Origin of the sequence: Nostoc sp. DedQUE07, from assembly GCF_034530975.2 — a bacterium.
In the GTDB taxonomy this organism is placed as follows: domain Bacteria; phylum Cyanobacteriota; class Cyanobacteriia; order Cyanobacteriales; family Nostocaceae; genus Nostoc.
Map to the genome: position 1 here is coordinate 35,627 of NZ_JAVRCC020000044.1, position 23,256 is coordinate 58,882.

A 23,256-nucleotide genomic window follows, 5' to 3' on the forward strand; every position below is an offset into this window, starting at 1 on the left:
CTGAATTAATTACGAATAATTACGAATTACCCAAAAAAGCCTCTAAATCTGCAAGCTCTTGTAAAATTAAATCCTCATCAACCTCCTGCTGAATAGGAGCAACATTTGCAGATACATTAACCTGCCAACCAAAAACCTGTTCCATTAAATAATCAACCAATTTTGTAATATTGGGAAAATCAAATATTAGAGAAGTAGGTAAAGAAACCTCCAATCCTTTTTCTAAACGATTCTTTAATTCTATAGAAAGTAAAGAATCAATTCCCATTTCTAAGAATCCTCGATCTGGATTAGGTATCTCCTTTATCCCTAAAATAGTAGCTACTTGTTTCCCAACGTATGTAAATAAATGTTCTCGACGTTCTCCTGGGGGAATCTCTTCTATCAAACGGCGCGAACTACTTGATTCTTTAATTGATTTAACATCAATTTTGGTTTGTCCTAATTTCTTTAAAAGAGGTTTATTACCATGAAATTGATAAATGTTTTTGAACTGTACCCAATCTACATCAGCTAGTAAAATTTGCGTTTTTCCAGACCCCATTATCGCGGTCATCGCTGCCAAAGCTTTATTCAGAGGAATTTCTTTCATACCAATTTGTTTGAGCCAATCTTCATATTCTTGAGAAACTATGCCGTTTCCAGCTAATAATGCCCAATTCAAACTAGTAGCAGGTAATCCTTGAAGATGACGTAAATGAGCTAATGCATCCATTAGATGATTAGCAGCATCGTATAAACCTTGCTCTTTGGCTCCCCAAATTGCACCTGCGGAAGAGAAAAATACAAAGTAGTCTAATTGCGTTGCTAAAGATAACTCGTGTAAATTCCAAGAACCGCGAACTTTAGCCTGAAAAACCTCTGCGAGATCGTCTAATGTACATTCGCTTAATCTAACTTTGCGTCCTGATACTCCGGCGAGATGGAAAATACCTCGTAGTGGATGAGATGTTTTTTGGATATTAGCAAAGATGCGGGACATTTGCTCAAAATCTCCAACATCTGCCTGACAAACTTCTACAGATGCTCCTCTTTGTTCTAAAGTTCTGAGATTTTGAATAATTTCTGCAAATTCGGTTTGTGACTCCCACTCAGATCGTGATGGAAATTGGCGGCGCGTAGTCAAAATCAAATTTTTCGCACCCAAATCAACTAGATGCTGGGCAAGTTGCAACCCTAGATGACCAATACCTCCTGTAATCAAATAGGTTGCTTGAGCTTGGATAGTGACTGGTTTTGTCGGTAGAGATTCTTGGGGAGAAAGACGCGCAACGTAAGCTTGACTGTTGCGGAAGAGAAGATGATCTTCTGTGACATTTGTCAATCCTGAGAGTAAAGCGGCAAGATTTTGAGCAATATCGGCGTGGGGGTCGAGGTCTATCATTCCCCCCCATAATTCTGGTTCTTCTAGCGCCATCACGCGCCCCAAAGCCCAAAGGGGAGATTGAATCACAAAAGAGGGCCGATCTAATTTAAAAGGTTGACCGCCTTGGGTGACAAGAAACAATTTAGGCGGTAATGGTATTTTTTTAATCGCCTGGAGAAGATTTAAGAAATTGCTACAGCGATGAAATAAAGTAGACTCATATTGCTGGCTTTCATCAGCATTTACAAGATAAATAATCCCACGCAAAGATGGAGATGAAGCTAACCATGTTTCTAGCTCAGAGCTATTTTTAGAATTGGCGATCGCACAATCACCACAATCTTTTATTAGTTGCTGTTGAATTGCTACAGCTAGATTGTCGCTTTCATCGGTAAAAATTAGCCAATTACCTGAAATATCGCTAGTTCGATCGGTATTTTGGGCAACAATAATACTTTGCTGAAATAAAGGACTGCCAATTTTTTCGTCAGGAGAAATAAATTCAGCTTGAGCAAAGCCAGATTCTAAGAGGATAGATTGCCAAGTAGATGCTGTAATGATGGGATGGTCTGGGCGTAAATTGCGCTCGCTAAACCGCCACCAACCTTGAGCCACACCAAATATCAAATCAATCCACCGCGATTGATTGGTAAGTTCTAGGAGTAATAAATGTCCTCCAGGACGCAGCAAACCTCGAATGTGAGGTAAGGTTTCTCTTTGTAAATCCTGTGTAGAATGCAATACATTTGCCGCAATAATCAAATCGTAAGAATTGGGTGAAAAACCTTGAAGTTCGGGGTCTTTTTCTATGTCCAAAACTTTGTATTCGATGAAGGAAAATTGAGCAAAAGTATCTCTAGCAGTTTCTAAAAAGAATGGCGAGATATCAGTAAATGTGTAAGTGATTTTACCAGAAGCGCAAGCTGGGAGGATTTGATGGGTAGTGGCTCCAGTTCCCGCACCAATTTCTAGAATTCTGATTGGTTCAAGTTGAGAATACTTGGCTAATAAAAGTTCAACAGTTTTAGAGATACCAAGGTTGAGAACTTCTGCCCAAGATGTATCTTTATAAAACTCTGCGGCTCCAATTTGCCCATCTTGAGAAAATAAAATGGATAAAGGAGAAATTTTACCTGTAAGTATGGCTGCAAGATTGCCAGCAACTCGCCTAAACAGTGTTAATTCTACACGAGCATTTGGGTACTGAACAATCAAATCTTCTACTGTTAGAGCGGGAGCGGATTGTCGCGGTTCACTGATGATTTTCCAGTTAGAACCCTGTTTTTCTAAAATGCCTGTTTCTGCCAATATATTCAGGCAATGTTGCCACAGCAATCTATGCTCCTCTTTAATACCAGCTTGACGGAAACTGTTTTCTGAAGAGAAGATAGTATTGATTTGAAATAGTTGCAAATCTTTTAAAGCTTGCACAATAAAGTCTGCACTGAGTTTTTCCATCTCTGAAAAAGCTAGAGAAACTCCTGTAAATTGTGCGAATTTTATTTGTTCTCCCAAATAAGAATCTAAAGCAGTTTGAATTGTTTCTAGATTTTGTAATTTGCTAGCTGATAAAGCATAAGGCAACCATTCCAACTGGTAAAGTAAGTTTTCAAAATTAGAATTACCAGTGTCTTGATGATGTAGCTGAATTAATTGTTGAACAATTGTTGATAAAGTTTGTTTTTCACCTTCAGAATAATTGCCAGTTTCTAGTAAAGTCTGCATCAAGCTTTTTGTATCTTTTTGAGACAGCATCTTGACAACAGCAGATTCTTCTGAAATTGACACTTGAGTCTTTAAAGGAATCCAATGTCGGCGTTGCTGGAAAGGATAAGTTGGTAAAGCGCATCTTCGAGGTTGGTAATCTTTATCAATACCAAACCAATCGATATCTGCACCACGTACATAAAGTTTGCCAAGGCTTTCTAGTAGAACTTCCCAATTAGAAAATCCTGAGCGTAAACTCGGTAATATTAGGGGGTCAGATAAAGATATCGATGATTGGATAATTCCTAATAAAATAGGTTGCGGGCCAATTTCAATAAAAGTATCACAACCTAAAGATTGCAGAGACAAAACTCCTTGATGAAATTGCACAGTATGCAACAAATGCTGAATCCAATACTCAGGAGTAACAATGCTGTCATCTGCAATTTCTCCTGTCAAGTTAGAGATGATGGGAATTTGAGGTTTGGCAAAGTCAATTTCTTGCAGAGTATTTTTAAATTCTTCGCATACGGGTGCGATTAGTGGTGAGTGAAAAGCATGAGAAACTTTGATTTGGCGAACTTTAATTCCTTCGTTGCTAAAGTGTTCGCAAAGGTGTTGAATAATTTTTTTTTCGCCGGAAATCACTGTATGTTGTTCGGCGTTGATGGCTGCGATCGCAATTTTTATTCCCTGATTTCTGCACAATTGGCGCACAGATTTTTCATCAAGAAAAATGGCTGCCATTGCTCCTTGCTCTGCGGGTAATTCCCCAATTAAATTTGCTCTGCGTACGATTAGTTTTAAACCACTTTCAATATCAAAAATTCCTGCAAAACAAGCAGCAGCATATTCACCCAAACTGTGTCCTAAAACAGCAGTCGGCTGAATGCCCCAAGAACGCCATAATTGAGCCAGTGCTACTTCAACAACAAATAAAGCTGGTTGGGTATAAGATGTACGATTTAAAGCTGCATCGGAATTAGCAAATATCACTTGCAGTAAAGATTTACCAGTGAGTTCTTGATATATCTTTTCACATTGGTCTAAAGTTTGCCGGAAAGTTGGTTGAGTTTGATAGAGTTGATGAGCCATTCCCGGATATTGAGAACCTTGTCCTGTAAACAAGAAGGCAATTTTGGGAGGCTGCTTTTCATCAACTTGAGCGTGAATTACTGACTCTATATCTTGTTGTCCAAACTGATGCAATTTAGTGACAAAATCATCAATTTCAGAACCAGTTATCGCCAAACGATTCCTGAATTTAACTCGGCTAGTATTGGCTGTGAATGCGACATCACAGATATCGCTTTCAGGATGATTTTCGAGAAATTCTGCATAGCTTTTTGCTAAATCTCCCAAAGCTTGTTCGGTTCTGGCAGAGAGTGTGAGTAAATGCTGGGGACGTTTGATGTCATTGGGCTGGAGATTAATGGCGGGAGCTTCTTCCAACACGATATGAGCATTTACGCCACCAATTCCTAAAGAGTTAACCCCAGCGCGTCGAGGCAATTCTTTACCATCTTGTTGCTTTGCAGTCCAGGGGATGGCTGCGGTATTGACATAAAAAGGAGTCTTGGAAAAATCAATTTGGGGGTTGGGAGTATTGAAGTGTAGAGTCGGGGGAATAATTTGATGTTTGAGAGCTAGAGCAGCTTTGATGAGACCAACAATACCAGAAGCAATTTGCATATGTCCGATATTTGTCTTCACAGACCCCAAAGCACACTCGCCCTGATGTGCGGCGCTGTATGCTCTAGCCAAGGCATCGATTTCAATGGGGTCTCCGAGTTTTGTACCTGTGCCATGAGCTTCTACAAAGCCAATAGTATCAGCCTCGACTCCGGCAAAGGCTAGTGCTTCGGCTGCGACTGAAGTCTGACCTTCTCCTCCTGGAGCTGCAAATCCCAATTTTGTGCCACCATCGTTATTGATAGCAGATCCTTTAATCACAGCGTAGATGCGATCGCTATCTGCTAGAGCATCTGTTAATCTCTTGAGTAAAACTACCCCAACGCCACTGCCAAAAATAGTACCATTGGCTTGGGCATCAAAGGCGCGACAATGCCCATCTGGAGAAACAATCAAACCTTCTTGATACAAATAACCGATCTTTTGGGGAGAGTTGACAGAAGCAGCTCCAGCTAAAGCCATGTCACTTTCACCATTGAGCAAACTTTGACAAGCCAGATGCACAACTACTAGTCCGGTGGAACAGGCTGTTTGGACGTTGACGCTAGGGCCACGCAGATTTAATTTATAAGAAATCCGCGTCGTCACATAGTCTTTATCGTTAGCCACCATTGTTTGGAACCCTCCCATCGAATCTAATGTGAAGGGTTGTAATTTGTCATTGCTATCTAATTGACCGCGATTTGGATAACAGTTATTGATAAAATAAGTGTTCATGCTTGCTCCAGCAAACATTCCGATCGCTCCCTGATATGAGATAGGATTGTAACCGGCGTTTTCTAAACACTCCCAGCTAGATTGGAGCAGTAAACGTTGCTGTGGGTCGAGCAATTCTGCTTCTCTGTCTGTGTATCCAAAGAAGTCGCTATCAAAACACTCTGCTTTATCAAGAATTGGTCTGGCTTTGACATAATTAGGCTGCTGAAAAAGTTCAGGAGAAACTCCCGACTCTAGTAATTCTTCTTCTGAAAAGAAAGATATTGTTTCGACACCGTTTTTGAGATTTTCCCAGAAACTATCAATGTTGTTAGCTCCAGGAAATCGACCAGCCATGCCAATAATGGCAATATCATGAGTGTCATGATGACGCGAACGGTTTTCGGCACGTTTGCGACTTGTTTCTTCTATAGCTGTTGTGGAATTAGATTCTTCAGTTAAGAAATGAGCTAATGTGGCAACTGTAGAATTTTTAAACATTTCAGCTAGAGGTAGCTGGCGACCAAAAAGTTTTTCTAATTGATTTTGGACGCGAATTAGGTGTAGAGAATGACCTCCCAATTCAAAGAAGTTATCGTGTAACCCGACTGAAAAAAGTTGCAAAACTTCACACCAAACAGCTGCAATTTGGCGTTCATTTTCAGACTGTGGTAAACTGGGGTTGTTTTGGCGATCGCTAGCTAAAGATTCATTGATTGCTTGGATGCGATCGGCAAATAATCCCTGTTCAAAATCTTTTTTTAATTTAGCTTTTTGAACTTTACCAATAGATGTTTTTGGAACTAACTCAGCCTCCAAGGGTATGACATAAGCAGGCGCAATTCCTACTTTCTGGGTTAAATGGCTGCGAATTTGTCTGACTAATTTTACCGAATGCTCAAGATTATTTGATTCTGGACTAAAAGTAATAACTAATAAATCTGTTTCTCTATTTTGGTCGAAAACTGCAAAAGCAGCCGTATATGAAATAGCTACACCATCTAATTCTTCTATCGTTGTTTCAATTTCATGGGCAAAATAGTTAATGCCGTTAATAATAATTTCTTGTTTTTCTCTACCAGTAATAACTAACTCACCATTGTGCAGATAACCTAAATCACCCGTAGTAAACCAACCTCTATCTTGAAAAACTTCTTGATTTAATTCGGGGTTATTATAATATCCTTCAGTCACAGAAGGGCCTTTAATCTGAAGTCGTCCAATTTCACCTTCTGGCAAAACATTCTTCTCTTGGTCAATAATCCGAATAATAGCTCCAGGAATCGGCTGTCCTAAAGATACAAAACTGTTCTCTTCTATCAGTTCATCTTTGCTTAAACCTGCTGACCAAGTAATTCCAGAACAAGATTCAGTCATCCCAAATGCTGGTTTAATTACTCTATCTCGCAATTGATGTTTTTCTAGAAGTTCTAAAAACAAGCGAATAGTTTTGACCGAAACTTGCTCTCCTGCATTCACTAAAAATTTGATTGAGGAGAGGTCATAGCAAGACTGGTTAAGTTCTTGGGCGTACTGATTAATTAAGGAGAATGCAAAGTTAGGGGCCCAAGAGATACTGACTTGATGCTTTTGAATCAAGTCTAACCATTTGAGTGGTTGACGCAGAATCAATTCAATTGGCACATGGATTTGATGACAAGCCAAATCCACAGCCATAATTCCTAAGAATACTATCGCCCCCACATGGTCTAAGGGCATCCAATTTAACGTAACTTCTTGTTGTGTAAAATTATTCATCCGCACTGTACCGGCGGACATGGATAAAAGGTTACGATGGTGCAACATCACACCCTTGGGTAGACCTGTACTACCAGAAGTAAATAGTAATAATGCCGGATCTAGTGGTGCAAGATGAGGTAATTCATCAGCCGAATGTTGGTTTGATGGAGATTGATGACTTCGTAAATCATCTATCGATACTACTTGCAATCCTTCTAAATTAGATTGAGTAGTTAGTTTTTCTATTTCGCTAATTAATTCACAATCGGATAATATAATAGGCCGATCTAAAATCTGCCAGACATTCTCAAGTTTTTTAACTGCGGCATTTTTTATATCGTAATTGGGAGCAATGCTCAGAGGTGCAGGAATAATTCCACCTAAAAAACAAGCCCAGAGTGCGGGAATAAAATCTTGACTTCTACCAATTTGCAATATAACTTTATCCCCTAATGTCAGTCCGTGCTGATAAAGTCCATCTAAAATAGTGAGGGCATCGTTATATAAATCTTTATAACTCTGAAAATATTCGGTTTCGTCATTTCTAATATATGTGATTCCTTGATTTTCACACTTGGCAGCATCATTCAATACTTCTGAAAGAGTCCGCCAGCTATCTTCTAATTGCCCACCAAAACTGATTGAATTTTTCAATATTCCTTCTTGCTCAGGTTTCTGAGGCGATTTTTCATGCAAATGAGTTTCGATGAGTTTCTTGGTTTGAGGGATATGCATATACTTTATTTTGGCAAGTGGTAGGTAATTACTTGACTCAATATTTGTGTCTTACTACTTTATATTTTTGTAAAGCTTGCATTCTCATTACTTGAAACTAGATTTTATCTGATTTTATCTATAGAAGTTTGTTTTTATAGGTTTATAAATAATTTGTAGGCAGTTATGGAAATCATCATAGTTATTTAAGTTATGTTACAAAAAATTGTTTATGGCAAAATTACTTATTAACCAAAACAACGGCGCATTCATCCGAGCAACATAAAATCTATGAATTAACTTACAGAATTAGCCGTTTGATACAAAAAAACTTTATAACTTTTATCATTAAATTTTTTAGAGATTTATCTACACAGGCTAACTTCTCATTTTACAACTTATGTAACTTAGCAGTACATAAATACTATATATGATTTGGGATTTTTTTGCTATTTAAGTTTAAATATAATCTCATTACCAAGATAAATATGCAATACCAATCAATTATTTTTCCTTAACTGTCTTAACTGTCTTAACTGTCTTAAATGTCTTAACTGTCTTAACTGTCTTAAATAGTTCGCAGGCAATCGATACAGAAATATCGATCGCAATTATCGTAGTTAAAATAACTGTTGTGTTAAACTTAGCTTGAGTAGAAGCATAGTTAGACTCAAAAGGAAAAACAACATAACTATATATCCTAGAGCGATCGCCAGCAATTTAATTAACCTGGTGTTAGTGGCTATGTAAGCTTTAGTAGATAGAGTATGCATAAATTTGCGATCGCTCGCTACTCAAAAAAAGTTTACAACTAAGCGAACTGTATACAATTCTATTCATACAAGCATTTTGGCTCTCAGCTGAATCCTAGTGTCAAAAATAGATGAAATTTTTCTAAATTACTTATTGTTTCCCAAACGCTTATGGTGTAAATTTAATCTCTATGGTTCTAGTATTTACTAGCTAGTTCTTCAAACACAATAGTTAATTAAGAATTTAATTAATAGGTAAATTCTACTCGACCAAAGAATAAGTTGAGTAATTTTGGCGTTATTAAGACTTAAAGCCAGTTTAGGATCGAAATATTATTACAGATTGTTTAACGTATAAATATTTTTTTGATATTAATAAAATTAATAATAATCGAAAAAAATAATGATTTTTCCATTTATTAATTACAGTAAAAAAATGATATCTTCTGTATTCAAACTAGAAGTTAATATTCTTAACCACCCATATAAACTAGATATAAACAATAATGAAGTAATACTGACAATATTTACTTTATAAATATGCTCTAAATGCGCAACACAAATGTACGGAGAAGTTTATGGAAGTGATAGAATCACATCTTGTTTCAATAGATTACCAAATTAGACAACTGCGAGAAATCCAGCCAGTAACACCTTTAGTTAATGGGGTAATTCATAATACAATAGAATCTAGAGACAAGAAAACTGATTTTATATATAGAGATTTACGCGATAAAATCTCCACTTTAACTACTAATTCTCCGGTTAACAAGCTGGCTTTATATCTATCAGCTATTAAAATTTTAATATTTAAATATACTGCTCAAGAAAATTTTGTTGTGACAACGGGGGCTTTGAACCTAGACAAGTCTGATAGTTTGATATTCTCCCGATTTTCCAGACAACAGTTTATTTCATTTAAGGATTTACTCAAAATAACTCGTAGTAATCTACAAGAAGGATACCATCATCAAAGCTATGATGTAAACGCTCTTGTCGAAACATTTATTGCCAGAGGCGGAAATCCAGCAGCGATTTTTGATATTGCTCTGATTCAAGAGGGATTGTGTAGCCGCAGTTCTTTATTAAACAATTTTCAACTAGTTTTTGAAATTGATGCTCAAGATACTTCTATTTCTGTAACTTTTCCAAAAGATGCTTTCGGTGGAGATTTTGTGCAGAGAATGCTGGGACATTTTCTCCAAATTCTAACAGTTGTTACGGCAAATCCCGATCGAAAATTATCAGAAATTGACATACTAACAACACAAGAACGCAGTCAATTACTGACATGGAATCATACAGAAATTCAATATCCTCAAGATAAATGTATCCATCAGCTATTTGAAGAGCAAGTAGAGCAAAATCCTGATGCAGTAGCGCTAGTATTTGAAAATCAGCAATTGACCTATCGGCAGTTAAATGAGCAAGCTAATCAGTTAGCACGCTACTTGCAAACACTAGGCGTAAAACCAGAGGTACTGGTAGGTATTTGCATAGAGCGTTCCCTAGAAATGGTAGTAGGACTGTTGGGGATTTTAAAAGCTGGGGGAGCATATGTGCCATTAGACCCTAGCTATCCAGCAGAACGTCTGGCTTACACGCTTCAAGATGCAGCAGTGCCAGTGTTGCTCGCTCAGAAGTCGCTGTTAACGGCGATACCAAAAAATCAGGCAATTGTGGTGTGTTTAGACACAGATTGGGAAGTAATTAATTCTTGCAGTCGGGAGAATCTAGTTAGTGGTGTCCAGCCAAATAACTTGGCTTATGTAATTTACACTTCTGGGTCTACAGGAAAACCTAAGGGTGTGTTAGTTAATCACCAAAATGTGACTCGTTTATTTGCCGCTACTCAGTCTTGGTATCACTTTTGTGCAAGTGATGTGTTTACACTATTCCATTCAATTGCCTTCGACTTTTCGGTTTGGGAACTCTGGAGTGCTTTGCTGTATGGTGGACGTTTGGCGATCGTCCCCTACTGGGTAAGCCGCGATTCCTCAGCTTTTCACAACTTGCTGCGCCAAGAGCAAGTCACGGTTCTCAACCAAACGCCATCTGCTTTTCGCCAACTGATCCGGGTGGAAGAACTGGCAGAAAATCAAGAATCGAAACTCAGCTTACGCCTAGCGATCTTCGGTGGCGAAGCTCTGGAGCTGCAAAGCTTAAAGCCCTGGTTTGAGCGATATGGCGATCGCTCTCCCCAATTAGTAAATATGTACGGGATCACAGAAACAACCGTCCATGTTACCTATCGACCACTGACAATAGCAGATGTTAACAATAGCAAGAGCCTGATTGGTTCCCCGATTCCCGATTTGCAATTGTACATTCTAGATGAACAGCTAAAACCTGTACCTATCGGAATCGGGGGTGAGATGTATGTTGGTGGTGCTGGGTTGGCTCGCGGCTATCTAAATCGTCCAGAACTGACAGCAGAGCGGTTCATTACTAATCCGTTTAGCGACGAACCAGAGGCAAGGTTATACAAAACCGGCGACCTAGCCCGCTATTTAGAAAATGGAGACATTGAATATCTCGATCGCATCGATAATCAAGTTAAAATTCGCGGTTTCCGCATCGAATTGGGAGAAATTGAAGCTGCACTGCTAAAACATCCAGAGGTGCGGGAGGCAGTGGCGATCGCCCGAACTGACCAACCAGGAGACAAGCGCCTAGTAGCTTATATAGTTGCCAAACCCTCAAATCAAGCATTTGAGAACCAATCCCATAGCGAACAAATATCACAATGGCAACAAGTATTTAACGATACTTATCGCCAAAATGCTCCCAGTCAAGACTCAACGTTCAATATTATCGGCTGGAACGACAGCTACACAGGTCTACCCATTCCTCAAGAACAAATGGGTCAATGGTTGGACTCTACTGTTGAGCGGATTCTGGCTTTGCAGCCTCAACGGGTGTTGGAAATTGGTAGCGGTACGGGGATGCTGCTGTTTAGGATTGCTCCCCAATGTTCGCGCTACTGTGGCACTGACATTTCCGACAATGCTATCCGTTATGTGCAGATGGAAATGCAGAAAACTGGCAGCGCTTGGTCGCAGGTGCAGCTAATCAACAAACCAGCCCACGACTTTGAGGGTTTTGAAGCCAAAACATTTGATGCAGTTATCCTCAACTCAGTTGTTCAGTATTTTCCCAGCATTGATTATCTGGTAAGTGTCTTAGAAGGTGCAGTGAAAATGGTAGCGCCAGGGGGCTTTATCTTTGTGGGGGATGTGCGTAGTCTACCCTTACTGTCAGCTTTCCATGCCGATGTCATCCTGTACCAGACATCCCAAGAGCTACCTACAGAAGATTGGTGGCAGCGCGTACAAAAAAATCTCCAAGAAGACCAAGAACTGGTAATTGACCCGGTCTTCTTTAATGTTCTGGTGCAACATCTGCCGCAAATCAGCCAAGTCCAAATTCAGCTCAAACGAGGTCGCGATCGCAATGAGCTAACACGGTTCCGCTATGATGTTATTCTCCATGTAGGAGACAGGGTTTCTCCCTCAATCGAGCCTCAGTGTTGGGACTGGCAGCAAGATGAGTTGACATTATCCTCGGTTCGCCAACTTTTACTAGAGACACCAGAGATTGCGATCGTCAAAAATGTTCCCAATGCACGTCTTTGGCAACAAGTCAAGCTCTTAGAACTACTGGCAAGGGATGAAAAACCAGCCACAGTCGGCGGTCTACTCCAAAACTTAAAAGCTCTCACCCAGCAAGAAGGGATAGAACCTGAAGACTTTTGGAGCTTGAGTGAGGAGTTACCTTACAGCATCGACATTAGCTGGTCGGATACGGGGACAAATGATTGTTATGATGTTGTGTTTAGCAGGCGATCGCTAGGGCTAATATCTCATGGAATACTACCTCTACTTAAGGAAACGCCCCAACTCAAACCCTGGAGTCACTATGCTAATAATCCTTTGCAGGGTAAATTAACTCGCCAGCTAGTCCCACGGCTACGCAGTTTCCTCAAACAGTCTCTTCCCGACTACATGATTCCCTCCGCCTTTGTAACGTTGGAGGCACTACCGCTAACATCCAACGGCAAAGTTGACCGCCGCGCTCTACCAGCACCCCAAACAACTAGAGCCGACTTGGAAAAAGCTTTTGTCGCACCTCGAACTCTAGAAGAGCAGGTACTAGCCGACATTTGGGCTGAGATTCTCGGTCTGGAACGAGTTGGTATCCACGACAACTTCTTTGTCTTAGGCGGCGATTCCATCCGCAGTATTCAAGTTTTAGCCCTAGCAAAAGAAAGAGGTTTGCACTTCTCAGTTCAACAGATGTTTTTACATCAGACGATTTACGAACTGACGCAAAACCTCGCCACAGCAAAGACTAGTAATAGAATCACAGAAAAAGTCCAGCCGTTGGCTCTGGTCTCTGAACAAGACCGCCTCAAGTTACCCGACAATATTGAAGATGCTTATCCGCTTGCCAGACTTCAGATAGGGATGTTGTTTCACAGCGAGTACAGTCCTGGTTCTGCTGTCTATCACAACGTCAACAGTTTTCATCTGCGAGTTGTTTTCGACGAATCAAAATGGCGGATAGCTGTACAAGAACTTGTTGCTAATCATTCTGTACTGCGGACTTTCTTCGATGTCAGCAACTTCAGTGAACCGTTGCAGTTAGTTAGGCGCATAGTTCGTGTTCCTTTGGTAGTAGAGGATCTGCGCCATTTATCTGCCCCTGACCAAGAAAGTATTTTGAATGCTTGGTTTGCAGCCGAAAGAAAACAAAATTTTCGTTTAGATAGTCCTCCTCTATTACGCTTTCATATTCATCGCCGTAGCGATGAGACATTTCAGCTAACTTTGATCGAACACCACGCCATTCTCGACGGATGGAGTGTAGGCTTACTATTCACTGAGTTACTGCAAAGATATTTATCCTTATTAGGTGAAGAAATTCTACCTCTCAATCCACCAAGAGCGATCGCATTCCGAGACTTTATTGCTTTGGAGCAAAAAGCTCTCAATTCCCAAGAGTGCCGACAACATTGGTTGGAAAAACTTAACGGTATTACTATTACAAAGTTACCTCGTTGGCCTCAATCCTACCACTCACATGAACCTGAATTAGGGACATTGGGTACTCAAGAAGTAACCCTATCTCTAAAAGATTCTCAAGCTTTAAAACAGGTAGCAAATAAAGCAAAAGTTACCCTGAAAAGCGTACTTTTAGCCGTACATCTGAAAGTGTTAAGTGTGCTTTTCGATCGGTCTGATGTCTTAACAGGTATGGTATCTAATGGTAGACCAGAGGAAGCTGATGGAGAGCGAGTATTGGGACTTTTTCTGAATACTTTGCCATTGCGTTTACAACTCTTGGGAGGCACTTGGATAGACTTGATGCAAGAGACATTCAAGGCTGAACGAGAATCCCTACCTTTCCGACGATATCCCTTAGCTGATTTGCAGTGGAATTTGGGCGGTCAGCCTTTATTTGAAACATCGTTTAACTTTACCCATTTTCACGTTTACCAAAGTATCTTAGGGCTGCCAGGTCTACAGGTATTAGATAGCAAATTTCTCGGAAAAACAAACTTCACTCTGGGAGTCCACTTTACTTTGGATCTCGTCTCGTCCCAGATACATTTAACCCTAAAATACAATGCCAGCGAGTTGTGCCAAGAACAGGCGATCGCCATTGGCAATTATTACACTAGCACCCTAGCGGCAATAGCTAGTGACCCTTCACAACGTTATGAATCTTTCACTTTACATCTTCTAGAACAAGACAAAACTGCAATATTTCATGCTCAACAAAGCCAGATTTCACTACAACAAATTGAGTTGAATACTAATGCAGCATGGCAAAGCAATATTTTAGCAAGTCAAGAGCATAAAAAACATCTAGATTACTGGCGACAGCAACTTAACGATGGGCAACTACCCCGCGTTCACTTACCTACAGATTTCCGCCGTCCTCCTATAAAAACATTGAATGTTTCTCGTTTAAACTGGACATTCCAACCAGAAATTGTCTCTGGTTTACGAATGATTTGCAATCAAACAGAAACTACTTTATTTATGGGACTTGTAGCGGCAGTAAAAATATTACTTTATCGCTACAGTGGTCAGTACGATATTGCTATTGGTACAGAAATTACCACTCGCAATAATTATCAACTTGCATCTCCAAGCCAATTTTTGAATACAGTTGTTATCCGTGACGAAATAGAACCAGATCGAGGATATCAAAATCTGCTAATTAAAGTTCGTCAAACTGTTACCGAGGCATTTGAACATTCTGCTTATCCGTTTGATATTTTGGTAAAAGAACTGGCAAATTCCAGTGAAATTAACCGCACACCATTGTTCGATGTGTTGGTACTTCTGCAAAACATTAGTCAACCTGTAGAAGAAGTAGAGATAAAATCCCTGGGTTCGCTCAATTCTCCAAGCAAATTTGACCTCTCTTTTGTTTTTGTTGAACAAAACAACGAACTCAGTTTAGCTCTAATTTACAACACAGATATATTCCAAGCTGATAGGATACAACAAGCTTTAAGACATTTGGATAAACTACTTCTAGAAATGGTAGTGAATCCCAGCCAACCAGTTTGTAAAATTCCTCTTTTGTCAGCCGCAGAAACATCTTTTATCGAAAACTTTATCAAACCAATTCCTCGTTTAGAAACACGCACAGTTATCCATGATTTTATCGACCAAGTAAAAGCCTTACCAGATAAAACATCAATTATTTATCCGGGTGGAGAATTTAGTTATCTAGAATTAGATATACTTACTAACTCTTGGGCTAACATCTTTAAAGATTTAGGCATTCAAAAGGATATTCTTTGTGGCGTAATGCTTGAAGGAGATTATCGTCAAGTATTAGCAATGCTAGCAGTATTTAAAGCTGGGGGAATTTATTTACCTCTGCGTTTGGATGAACCAGAAGAACGTTATTCACGTATGATGGTTAAAACATCCCCCACCATGATAGTGGTCGATCGCGAAAATTTAGAGACTATCAAACTTCGACTAGCAGTATTACCAAAACCCCCTCATATATTAGTCGCAACTGCCCATGAAATTCAGCAATACTATCAGTGGAATGGCACAATTTATCAATGCTTGCCTGTAGTTGCAAGTAACGATCGAAAAGCTTTAGTTATACCTGATGCTGATGATTCTAACTATATTATGTTCACTTCCGGATCAACAGGTGAACCCAAAGCCATACTTGGTAGTCATGGCAGTTTGCGTCATTTCATCAATTGGGAAAAACTAGAATTTGGAATTAATCAAAATTGGCGCTGTCTGCAAATTGCAAAAATTAACTTTGATGCTTATCTCAGAGAAACTCTCGTCACTTTATGTTCTGGAGGTACTCTCTATATTCCAGATAGCATAGATCGCGAAGATTCGGAGCGTTTATTACTGAGATTGGGAGAATGGCAAATTAACTTACTACATACTGTACCTTCAGTAATGCGCCTATTTTTAAATATTGGTCGCAATTTAGCTAATGCTAACCAATTGCTTAAGAATTTACGAGTTTTGGTGTTGGGAGGAGAACCTTTATTTGTCAAAGAATTGTGCGAATGGCATCAAGTTTTTGGTTCTCAGACAGAATTTGTAAATATTTATGGGGCAAGTGAAACCACTTTTGTCAAACATTTTTATCGAATTCCCGACCCGAATAAAATCACTTATGCCAGAGTTCCTGGAGGGAAAACATTGCCAGAGGCGGCGTTTGCAATCATTGATGGAACTCGTCCCTGTGCTGTCGGAGAAGTAGGAGAAATCTTTGTCAAGTCGCCTTATTTAACAAAAGGCTATTACCAAGATGAAAGTTTAACCAATTCTGTTTTTGTACCCAATCCTTTGAATAACGGCGCTGATGTAGTTTACCGCACAGGAGACTTGGGACGACTGCTACCCGATTTGACGGTGGAGGTGATAGGACGCAGCGATAACCAAGTGAAGTTGAATGGAGTACGGATTGAGTTGGGAGAAATTGAAGATGCACTGGCTGCTATTGATGGTGTAGAAAAAGCACTGGTAATTGCAGAGAAAAAAGAAGAATCGGTGACAGTCAGTGCATTTTATCAAGCAAAAAATGCTGTAAATCATCAACAGATCGGCAGCCAATTGAAACAAGTGTTACCAACTTATATGCAGCCAACTTATTTGATGCAGTTGGCTGACTTTCCATTATTGCCAAATGGCAAAATCAATCGCCTAGCACTACTAAAAACAGAAGCAAATATTCTTCAAACAAACAATCAAATTACTAACCTTAATCAACAAGAGGCTTTATTAGCTTCAATTTGGAGTGAATTATTAGAGGTAGAGGTGAGTGACGCGAATCAGTCATTTTTTGAATTAGGAGGAAATAGTTTAAAAGCAATGCGCTTAGTGTCGCATATCCGCAATCGCTTTGGAGTTGCACTGCGATTACGAGAAATATTTACTCAAAATACTTTAAAAGCTCAAGCTGATTTGATTCAATCACGACAAAAAAAATGATAAAGTCACTACCGAATCAACAATATTACGAAGTATCCCACGCTCAAAGGCGGATGTGGATTCTGCACCATATAGATGAATATTCCAGCGCTTACAATATTAGGCTGGCAATGAGAATCAATGGCAGCTTAGATATTTCGGCATTTACAGAAGCTTTTCAACAACTTGTGAGTCGTCACGAAATTTTGCGAACTAGTTTTACAAGTGTCGCAGGTGACATTCAGCAAATTTTGCATGAAAAATTGCCTACAGAAAAATTAATAAATTTTCAAGATTTAAGAGGGCAAAAAGATGTTGAGGCCGTAGCTGATACCTTAATTCAAGAATCAGCTAACTCGCGCTTTGATTTAGAGAAGTTATCTCTGATGCGAGTTTTATTAGTGCAGATCGAGTCAGAGGAATTTTTGTTTGGTTTGACCATACATCATATTATTGGGGATGCGCGATCGCTCGATATCCTTTTCCAAGAGTTTGTTACTTTATACTCTGCTTACACGCAGCAAAAAACTCCCGTCTTACCTCCATTACCATTGCAATATAAGGATTATGCTGCATGGCAAAATCAGTGGTTAGAAAGTGAGGAGGTAAAAGAACAACATAGTTATTGGTGCGATCGCTTTGCCGAACAACCACCTATACTCAACTTATCTCCCGACTTTCCTAGACCACAATTTAAATCTTCTCAAGCTGGTGTATATACTTATAATTTCAGTCAGAATATCGGCGATAAATTACGCTCTTTTGCTGCTGGGAATAATACAACTCTATTTATAACTCTTTTAACTTTATTTAAAATATTACTCTACCGTTACACAGGGCAGCACGATTTAGTCATTGGTATACCTATTTCTGGACGCAATCATCCAGACCTAGAAAACCAAATCGGATTTTATGTTAACACCCTAGCTTTAAGAACTTCACTCCCAGAAGCGGGAACTTTTAAACAAGCATTGGCAGAAGTAACAAATACTTGCCTCGATGCTTATGAATATAGTGATTATCCTTTTAATAAATTAGTATCTGCCCTGGATTTAGAACGAGATTTATCACGAAATCCTTTATTCGATGTGATGTTTTCACTGCTTAGTAAAGATAGTAAAGCAGTGATGAAAATTCCGGGAATTGAACATCAAGCATACCCCCTGAAACCACGAACGGCTCAATTCGATTTGAGTTGGAGTCTGTTTGAAGATGCCAACGATTTAAGATTGGTCATCGAATACGAAGCCGATCTGTTTCGAGAAGAGACGATCGCCAGAATGAGCGGTCACTTTTTACAAATAATTCAGACAGTAGTTGAGAATCCCGATTGCCAATTGTCACATATTAATTTACTAACTCCTGAAGAACGCTATCAATTACTAACTCAATGGAATAACACAGAAGTTGCATATCCTCAAGATAAATGTATCCATCAGCTATTTGAAGAACAAGTAAAACTTAATCCTGATACAGTTGCGGTAATATTTGAAGGTCAAAAATTAACCTACCAACAGTTGAATGAGCGAGCAAATAAATTAGCTCATTATTTGCGAGAAAAAGGCGTAAAACCAGAAGTATTGGTTGGAATTTTTGTTGAGCGTTCCCTGGAGATGGTAATAGGAATATTAGGGATTTTAAAAGCAGGAGGAGCTTATGTACCTCTAGATCCTAGCTATCCAGCCGAACGTTTAGCTTATATGCTCTCAGATTCGGCAGTTTCTATATTGCTTACCCAGCAGTCCTTAATAGATTCTTTACCAGAAAATCAAGCCGAGGTGCTGTGTTTAGATAGTGATTGGCAGGTAATTGCTAACTATAGTCAGCAGAATCCCATCAGTCAAGTGACATGGGAAAATTTGGTTTATGTCATTTATACCTCTGGCTCGACAGGTAAGCCAAAGGGAGTAATGAATATCCATCAAGGCATTTGTAATAATTTATTGCGGACGATTGATGCTTATCCACTCACAACAAGCGATCGCATCTTACAAATAACTCCCTTTAGTTTTGATGTTTCAGTCTGGGAAATCTTCTGGTCTTTAATAGCTGGGGCTACTTTAGTAGTAGCTAAACCTGAAGGTCATAAAGATACTGCTTATTTGATTAACTTAATTGCCCAAGAACAAGTTAGTCAAATCAATTTTGTTCCCTCAATGCTGCGGGTTTTTCTTCAAGAATCAAATTTAGAAAATTGCCGTTGTTTAAAGCGAGTATTTTGTGGCGGAGAAGCACTATCTTATGAACTAACTCAACGCTTTTTTGAGCACTTTGATTGTGAATTGTACAATTTTTACGGCCCAACAGAAACAGCAGTTGATGCCACTTTCTGGCAGTGTACGCCACAGTCTAATTATCAAATAGTTCCTATTGGTCGCCCCATTGCCAATACCCAAATTTATATCCTCGATTCTCATCTCCAACCAATTCCTCTTGGCATTCCTGGAGAATTGCATATTGGGGGCGCTTCTTTAGCTAGAGGCTATCTCAACCGACCAGAATTAACTACCCAAAAATTTATTTCTAATCCCTTTGGTAATGGCAAATTGTATAAAACTGGAGATTTAGCTCGTTATTTACCAGATGGAAATATTGAATATCTTGGTCGGATCGATAACCAGGTCAAGCTGCGCGGCTTACGTATTGAATTAGGAGAAATAGAATCGGTTTTAGAAACTAATTCCCAAGTAGAACAAACAGTCGTCATTTTGCATGAAAACCAACGGTTAGTAGCTTATGTAGTTAGAAAAGACCAGTCATTAACCCCTAGCGATCTGCGTCGTTTCTTACAGCATAAATTGCCAGCTTACATGATACCTTCAGCTTTTGTAATGTTGTCAGCTATGCCATTAAACCCGAATGGCAAGATAGACCGTAAAAAATTACCAAAACCCGATGAAACATCGATAGTAGAATCACCATATTTAGCTCCACGCAATCGCTCAGAAAGCATTTTAGCAAACATTTGGCAACAAGTTCTGCAAGTATCAAAGGTAGGAGTAAATGATAACTTCTTTGATATAGGTGGTCATTCATTACAAGCCATGAATCTGATGGCACTAATTTATCAAGAACTGGAAATTGACATTCCTTTGTCAATAATTTATGAAAAACCTACAGTAGCAGAATTGAGCGAGTATATCATCTACCTCAAAGAGATGAATATCCAACCTAAAGAACGTCCTTATGTAGTTTTCAATAAAGCACGAGAAAAAGCGATTTTTATATTTCCCCCAGCCCTTGGTTTTGCAGCAGCTTACGCAAATTTAGCTGATTATTTAACAAATTATGCTATCTATACTTTCAGATATATTGCCGATGAAGCAACTTTAGAAAAATATGCAGAATTAATAGATAGCCTAGCACCAAATCAAAACATAAAATTGATGGGACATTCAGCAGGTGGTTTTTTGGCAATGTTGATGGCTCAAAAGTTAGAAAGTCGCGATCGCATAGTTTCTGATGTGATTTTATTAGATACTTACAGAGACGGTCGTGAAGCTAAACAAGCCCAAATGTCAGAAATCATAGAAGGTGTTGATGGTTTCTTATTAAATCCCAAACGTCAGGAATTAAGACGTTACTTTATGGATAACCAAAAGTTACGCGATCGCACCTACAATCAAGTTTGGGAATACTTTAATTTTCTCTGGCATTCAGACCTAAAAAATTTGCAAATTGAGGGAAATATTCATCTTATACGTGCTGAGGGAAACTACGATTACGAAGATGATTGGATACAAGCTACAAGAAGAGAACGAATCAATCATTATGCCTATGGTGTTCATCGAGAGATGATCGATCCTCCTTATCTCAATCAAAACGCCACTATTCTTAATGCGATTCTCACTCAGAATTGAGAATTTGGAATTTACAAGATTCAGTGATTCTGGAGTGGTGTTTTAAGCAAAAACCTTAACGCCTGAATTAGGTTTTAATCGGACTTTGCACCTATTTCAATCACCTCACTGCATATATGCAGTTTATTGAAAGAGTTTTTCCAACTATAAAATTTAGGACTAGAACAACAGATGAGTAAAGTAAGAGTTAATAACGAATGGGACGCTCTTGAAGAAATTATCGTTGGGCGTGCCACCAATGCACGTATTGCCTGTCGAGATCGAGGTTTGTTTGCAGTCGAATATAGAGATTATGGCAGCATTGAAAACATTCCCTCTGGTCAGTATAGCGATCGCATCATCGAAGAAACTGAAGAAGACCTTGACGAACTCGTGCGTACACTTCAAACCCTCAATGTAGTTGTTCAGCGTCCTGATGTAGTAGATCATTCTATTAAATTTCGTACCCCCGATTGGGAATCAGACGGTCAATACAATTACTGTCCCAGAGACCTATTTGTTACAGTAGGAACATGGATTATCGAAGCGCCAATGACGCTACGAGCAAGATTTTTTGAAACTCTTTCATTTAAATCTATCTTGATGGATTATTTGCAGAGCGGAGCTAGATGGATATCAGCCCCAAAGCCCAGACTCGCTGATGAAATTTATAATATTCACGATCCTAACTGTTCAGCAATCAAAGACCATGAGCCTCTATTCGATGCAGCAAACATATTACGGTTAGGGAAAGATATTTTCTATCTAATTTCAGATACGGGGAACCGTTCTGGAGCATTCTGGCTGCAAACTATATTAGGCGAAGAGTATAGGGTGCATACTTATGACAACGTTTATAGTGGCAGTCATGTAGACACCACCATCGCTGTAATTCGGCCTGGTTTAGTTGTAGTGAATGCTGAACGAGTTGGCGAACAAAATCTGCCCGAACTGTTCAAGAGTTGGGATGTAATCTACCTGACAGAAGTCGTTGATATTGGTTATACAACAACATCCTATGCTTCTAAATGGATTGGTATCAACCTCCTGATGGTAAATCCAAATCTGGCGATCGTTGATAAATCACAAACTCCACTGATCGAACAGCTTGAGAAACGCGGTGTTGATGTTGTACAGCTCCAACTCAGACACGCAAGAACCTTGGGAGGAGGGTTTCATTGTGTAACGTTGGATGTGCGACGAAAAGGCTCATTGGAAAGCTATTGTAATGCTTAAAAATTGCATTATGAACCCGATCTAATGCAATTGTTAGTAAAAAACATACCTTAAACAATAGATATATCTATAGAATGCGTAAGTCTAAATAAAGGAGTTTAGCTATGGCTTATCACACCTACAAATCTCCGCTTCTATGGTTAGCATCGATAGTCAAAGACAGCCGAGTGAGTGTTGGAGAATATACCGCCTGTGACAACTCCATTACCTTTGCGTTGTGGTTTCCTGATGAGAGAATTGAGATTGGTAAATATTGCTCTCTAGCAAAAGATATTACTATCTTCGGTGGCGGAGAGCATCACATTACTAGGGCGACTACTTATCCATTTCGCCTGTTCTTCCCTCTCTCTCAAACCCAGTTTGCAGAACGGCGTGACGAAGTACGCCACAAAGGTACTACTTCAATTGGAAATGATGTATGGATTGGCTACGGTGCAACCATTTTGTCAGGAGTTAAGATTGGCAACGGAGCAGTCATCGGCTCTCAGGCAGTTGTTGCCAGTGATATCCCTGATTATACGGTTGCTGTAGGCAACCCAGCTAAGGTTATCCGCTCTCGATTCAGACCTGAAACAGTTGAACGTCTGCTGAAACTGCGTTGGTGGGACTGGGATACTAAGAAAGTTATTGCAAACCTAGAATGGCTTTACCAAAATCCTGACGATTGGCCAGAAGATATCCACTTTAATGAATCTACAGAAGGTTTGCCAGATTTTCCTGCACCTGAACTTCTAGAGGAAGACATTAAAAACATCAGCAAAGGGTAAGGGAATCCACGTTTTAAGACGTGAGATTTGAAATGAGGACGCAATGCAAGCCGCGCAAAATGTAACACTATTAATAATAGTGTTACATCTGTTTTTTTGCGATAGTTCCGTCGGTGCTTTTAATGCCAGCTTTGACGCTGATATCTAGAGTTGCTGTTCTTGTCGGACAAAACACATACCCGAATGGCACGCTTGTTAACGGCAAACCCATTATATATAAGGCTTTTGGGTGTGGTGTGTGGCTGAGTGGGTGTAGTAAGTCAGAAATTTATT

Annotated in this window: 5 protein-coding genes; 4 read left to right on the forward strand and 1 reads right to left on the reverse strand. The window is 39.4% G+C overall.

The genetic code is table 11. The features are described 5' to 3' along the window. Positions 1-19: 19 nt before the first annotated feature. A complete protein-coding gene (locus tag RMZ95_RS25785) occupies positions 20-7,936 on the reverse strand; it encodes a type I polyketide synthase (protein ID WP_322685934.1) in 7,917 nt (2,638 codons plus the stop codon). A 1,309-nt stretch (positions 7,937-9,245) separates the two neighbouring features. On the opposite strand from RMZ95_RS25785, the gene RMZ95_RS25790 reads away from it, so the two are divergent. The 4 genes from RMZ95_RS25790 to RMZ95_RS25805 all read left to right on the forward strand — a co-directional run bounded on the left by RMZ95_RS25790 (position 9,246) and on the right by RMZ95_RS25805 (position 22,983). Then, positions 9,246-17,162 (forward strand): non-ribosomal peptide synthetase, encoded by a 7,917-nt coding sequence (locus RMZ95_RS25790; RefSeq protein ID WP_322685935.1) that lies wholly within the window; start codon positions 9,246-9,248, stop codon positions 17,160-17,162. Then, positions 17,159-21,001 (forward strand): amino acid adenylation domain-containing protein, encoded by a 3,843-nt coding sequence (locus RMZ95_RS25795; RefSeq protein ID WP_322685936.1) that lies wholly within the window; start codon positions 17,159-17,161, stop codon positions 20,999-21,001. The genes RMZ95_RS25790 and RMZ95_RS25795 overlap by 4 nt, the downstream gene beginning before the upstream one ends. Positions 21,002-21,172: 171 nt before the next feature. Continuing rightward, positions 21,173-22,216 (forward strand): inosamine-phosphate amidinotransferase 1, encoded by a 1,044-nt coding sequence (locus tag RMZ95_RS25800; protein WP_322685937.1) that lies wholly within the window; start codon positions 21,173-21,175, stop codon positions 22,214-22,216. A gap of 104 nt (positions 22,217-22,320) precedes the next feature. Then, entirely contained in the window at positions 22,321-22,983 is a 663-nt protein-coding gene (locus tag RMZ95_RS25805) for a CatB-related O-acetyltransferase (RefSeq protein ID WP_322685938.1), read from the forward strand. The last annotated feature ends 273 nt before the right edge of the window (positions 22,984-23,256 follow it).

What these genes read in the sequence shown, in the direction of transcription:
- RMZ95_RS25790 (WP_322685935.1), top strand. Translation starts at nt 9,246, where the DNA reads ATGGAAGTGATAGAATCACATCTTGTTTCAATAGATTACCAAATTAGA.
- RMZ95_RS25785 (WP_322685934.1), bottom strand. Translation starts at nt 7,936, where the DNA reads ATGCATATCCCTCAAACCAAGAAACTCATCGAAACTCATTTGCATGAA.
- RMZ95_RS25800 (WP_322685937.1), top strand. Translation starts at nt 21,173, where the DNA reads ATGAGTAAAGTAAGAGTTAATAACGAATGGGACGCTCTTGAAGAAATT.
- RMZ95_RS25805 (WP_322685938.1), top strand. Translation starts at nt 22,321, where the DNA reads ATGGCTTATCACACCTACAAATCTCCGCTTCTATGGTTAGCATCGATA.
- RMZ95_RS25795 (WP_322685936.1), top strand. Translation starts at nt 17,159, where the DNA reads ATGATAAAGTCACTACCGAATCAACAATATTACGAAGTATCCCACGCT.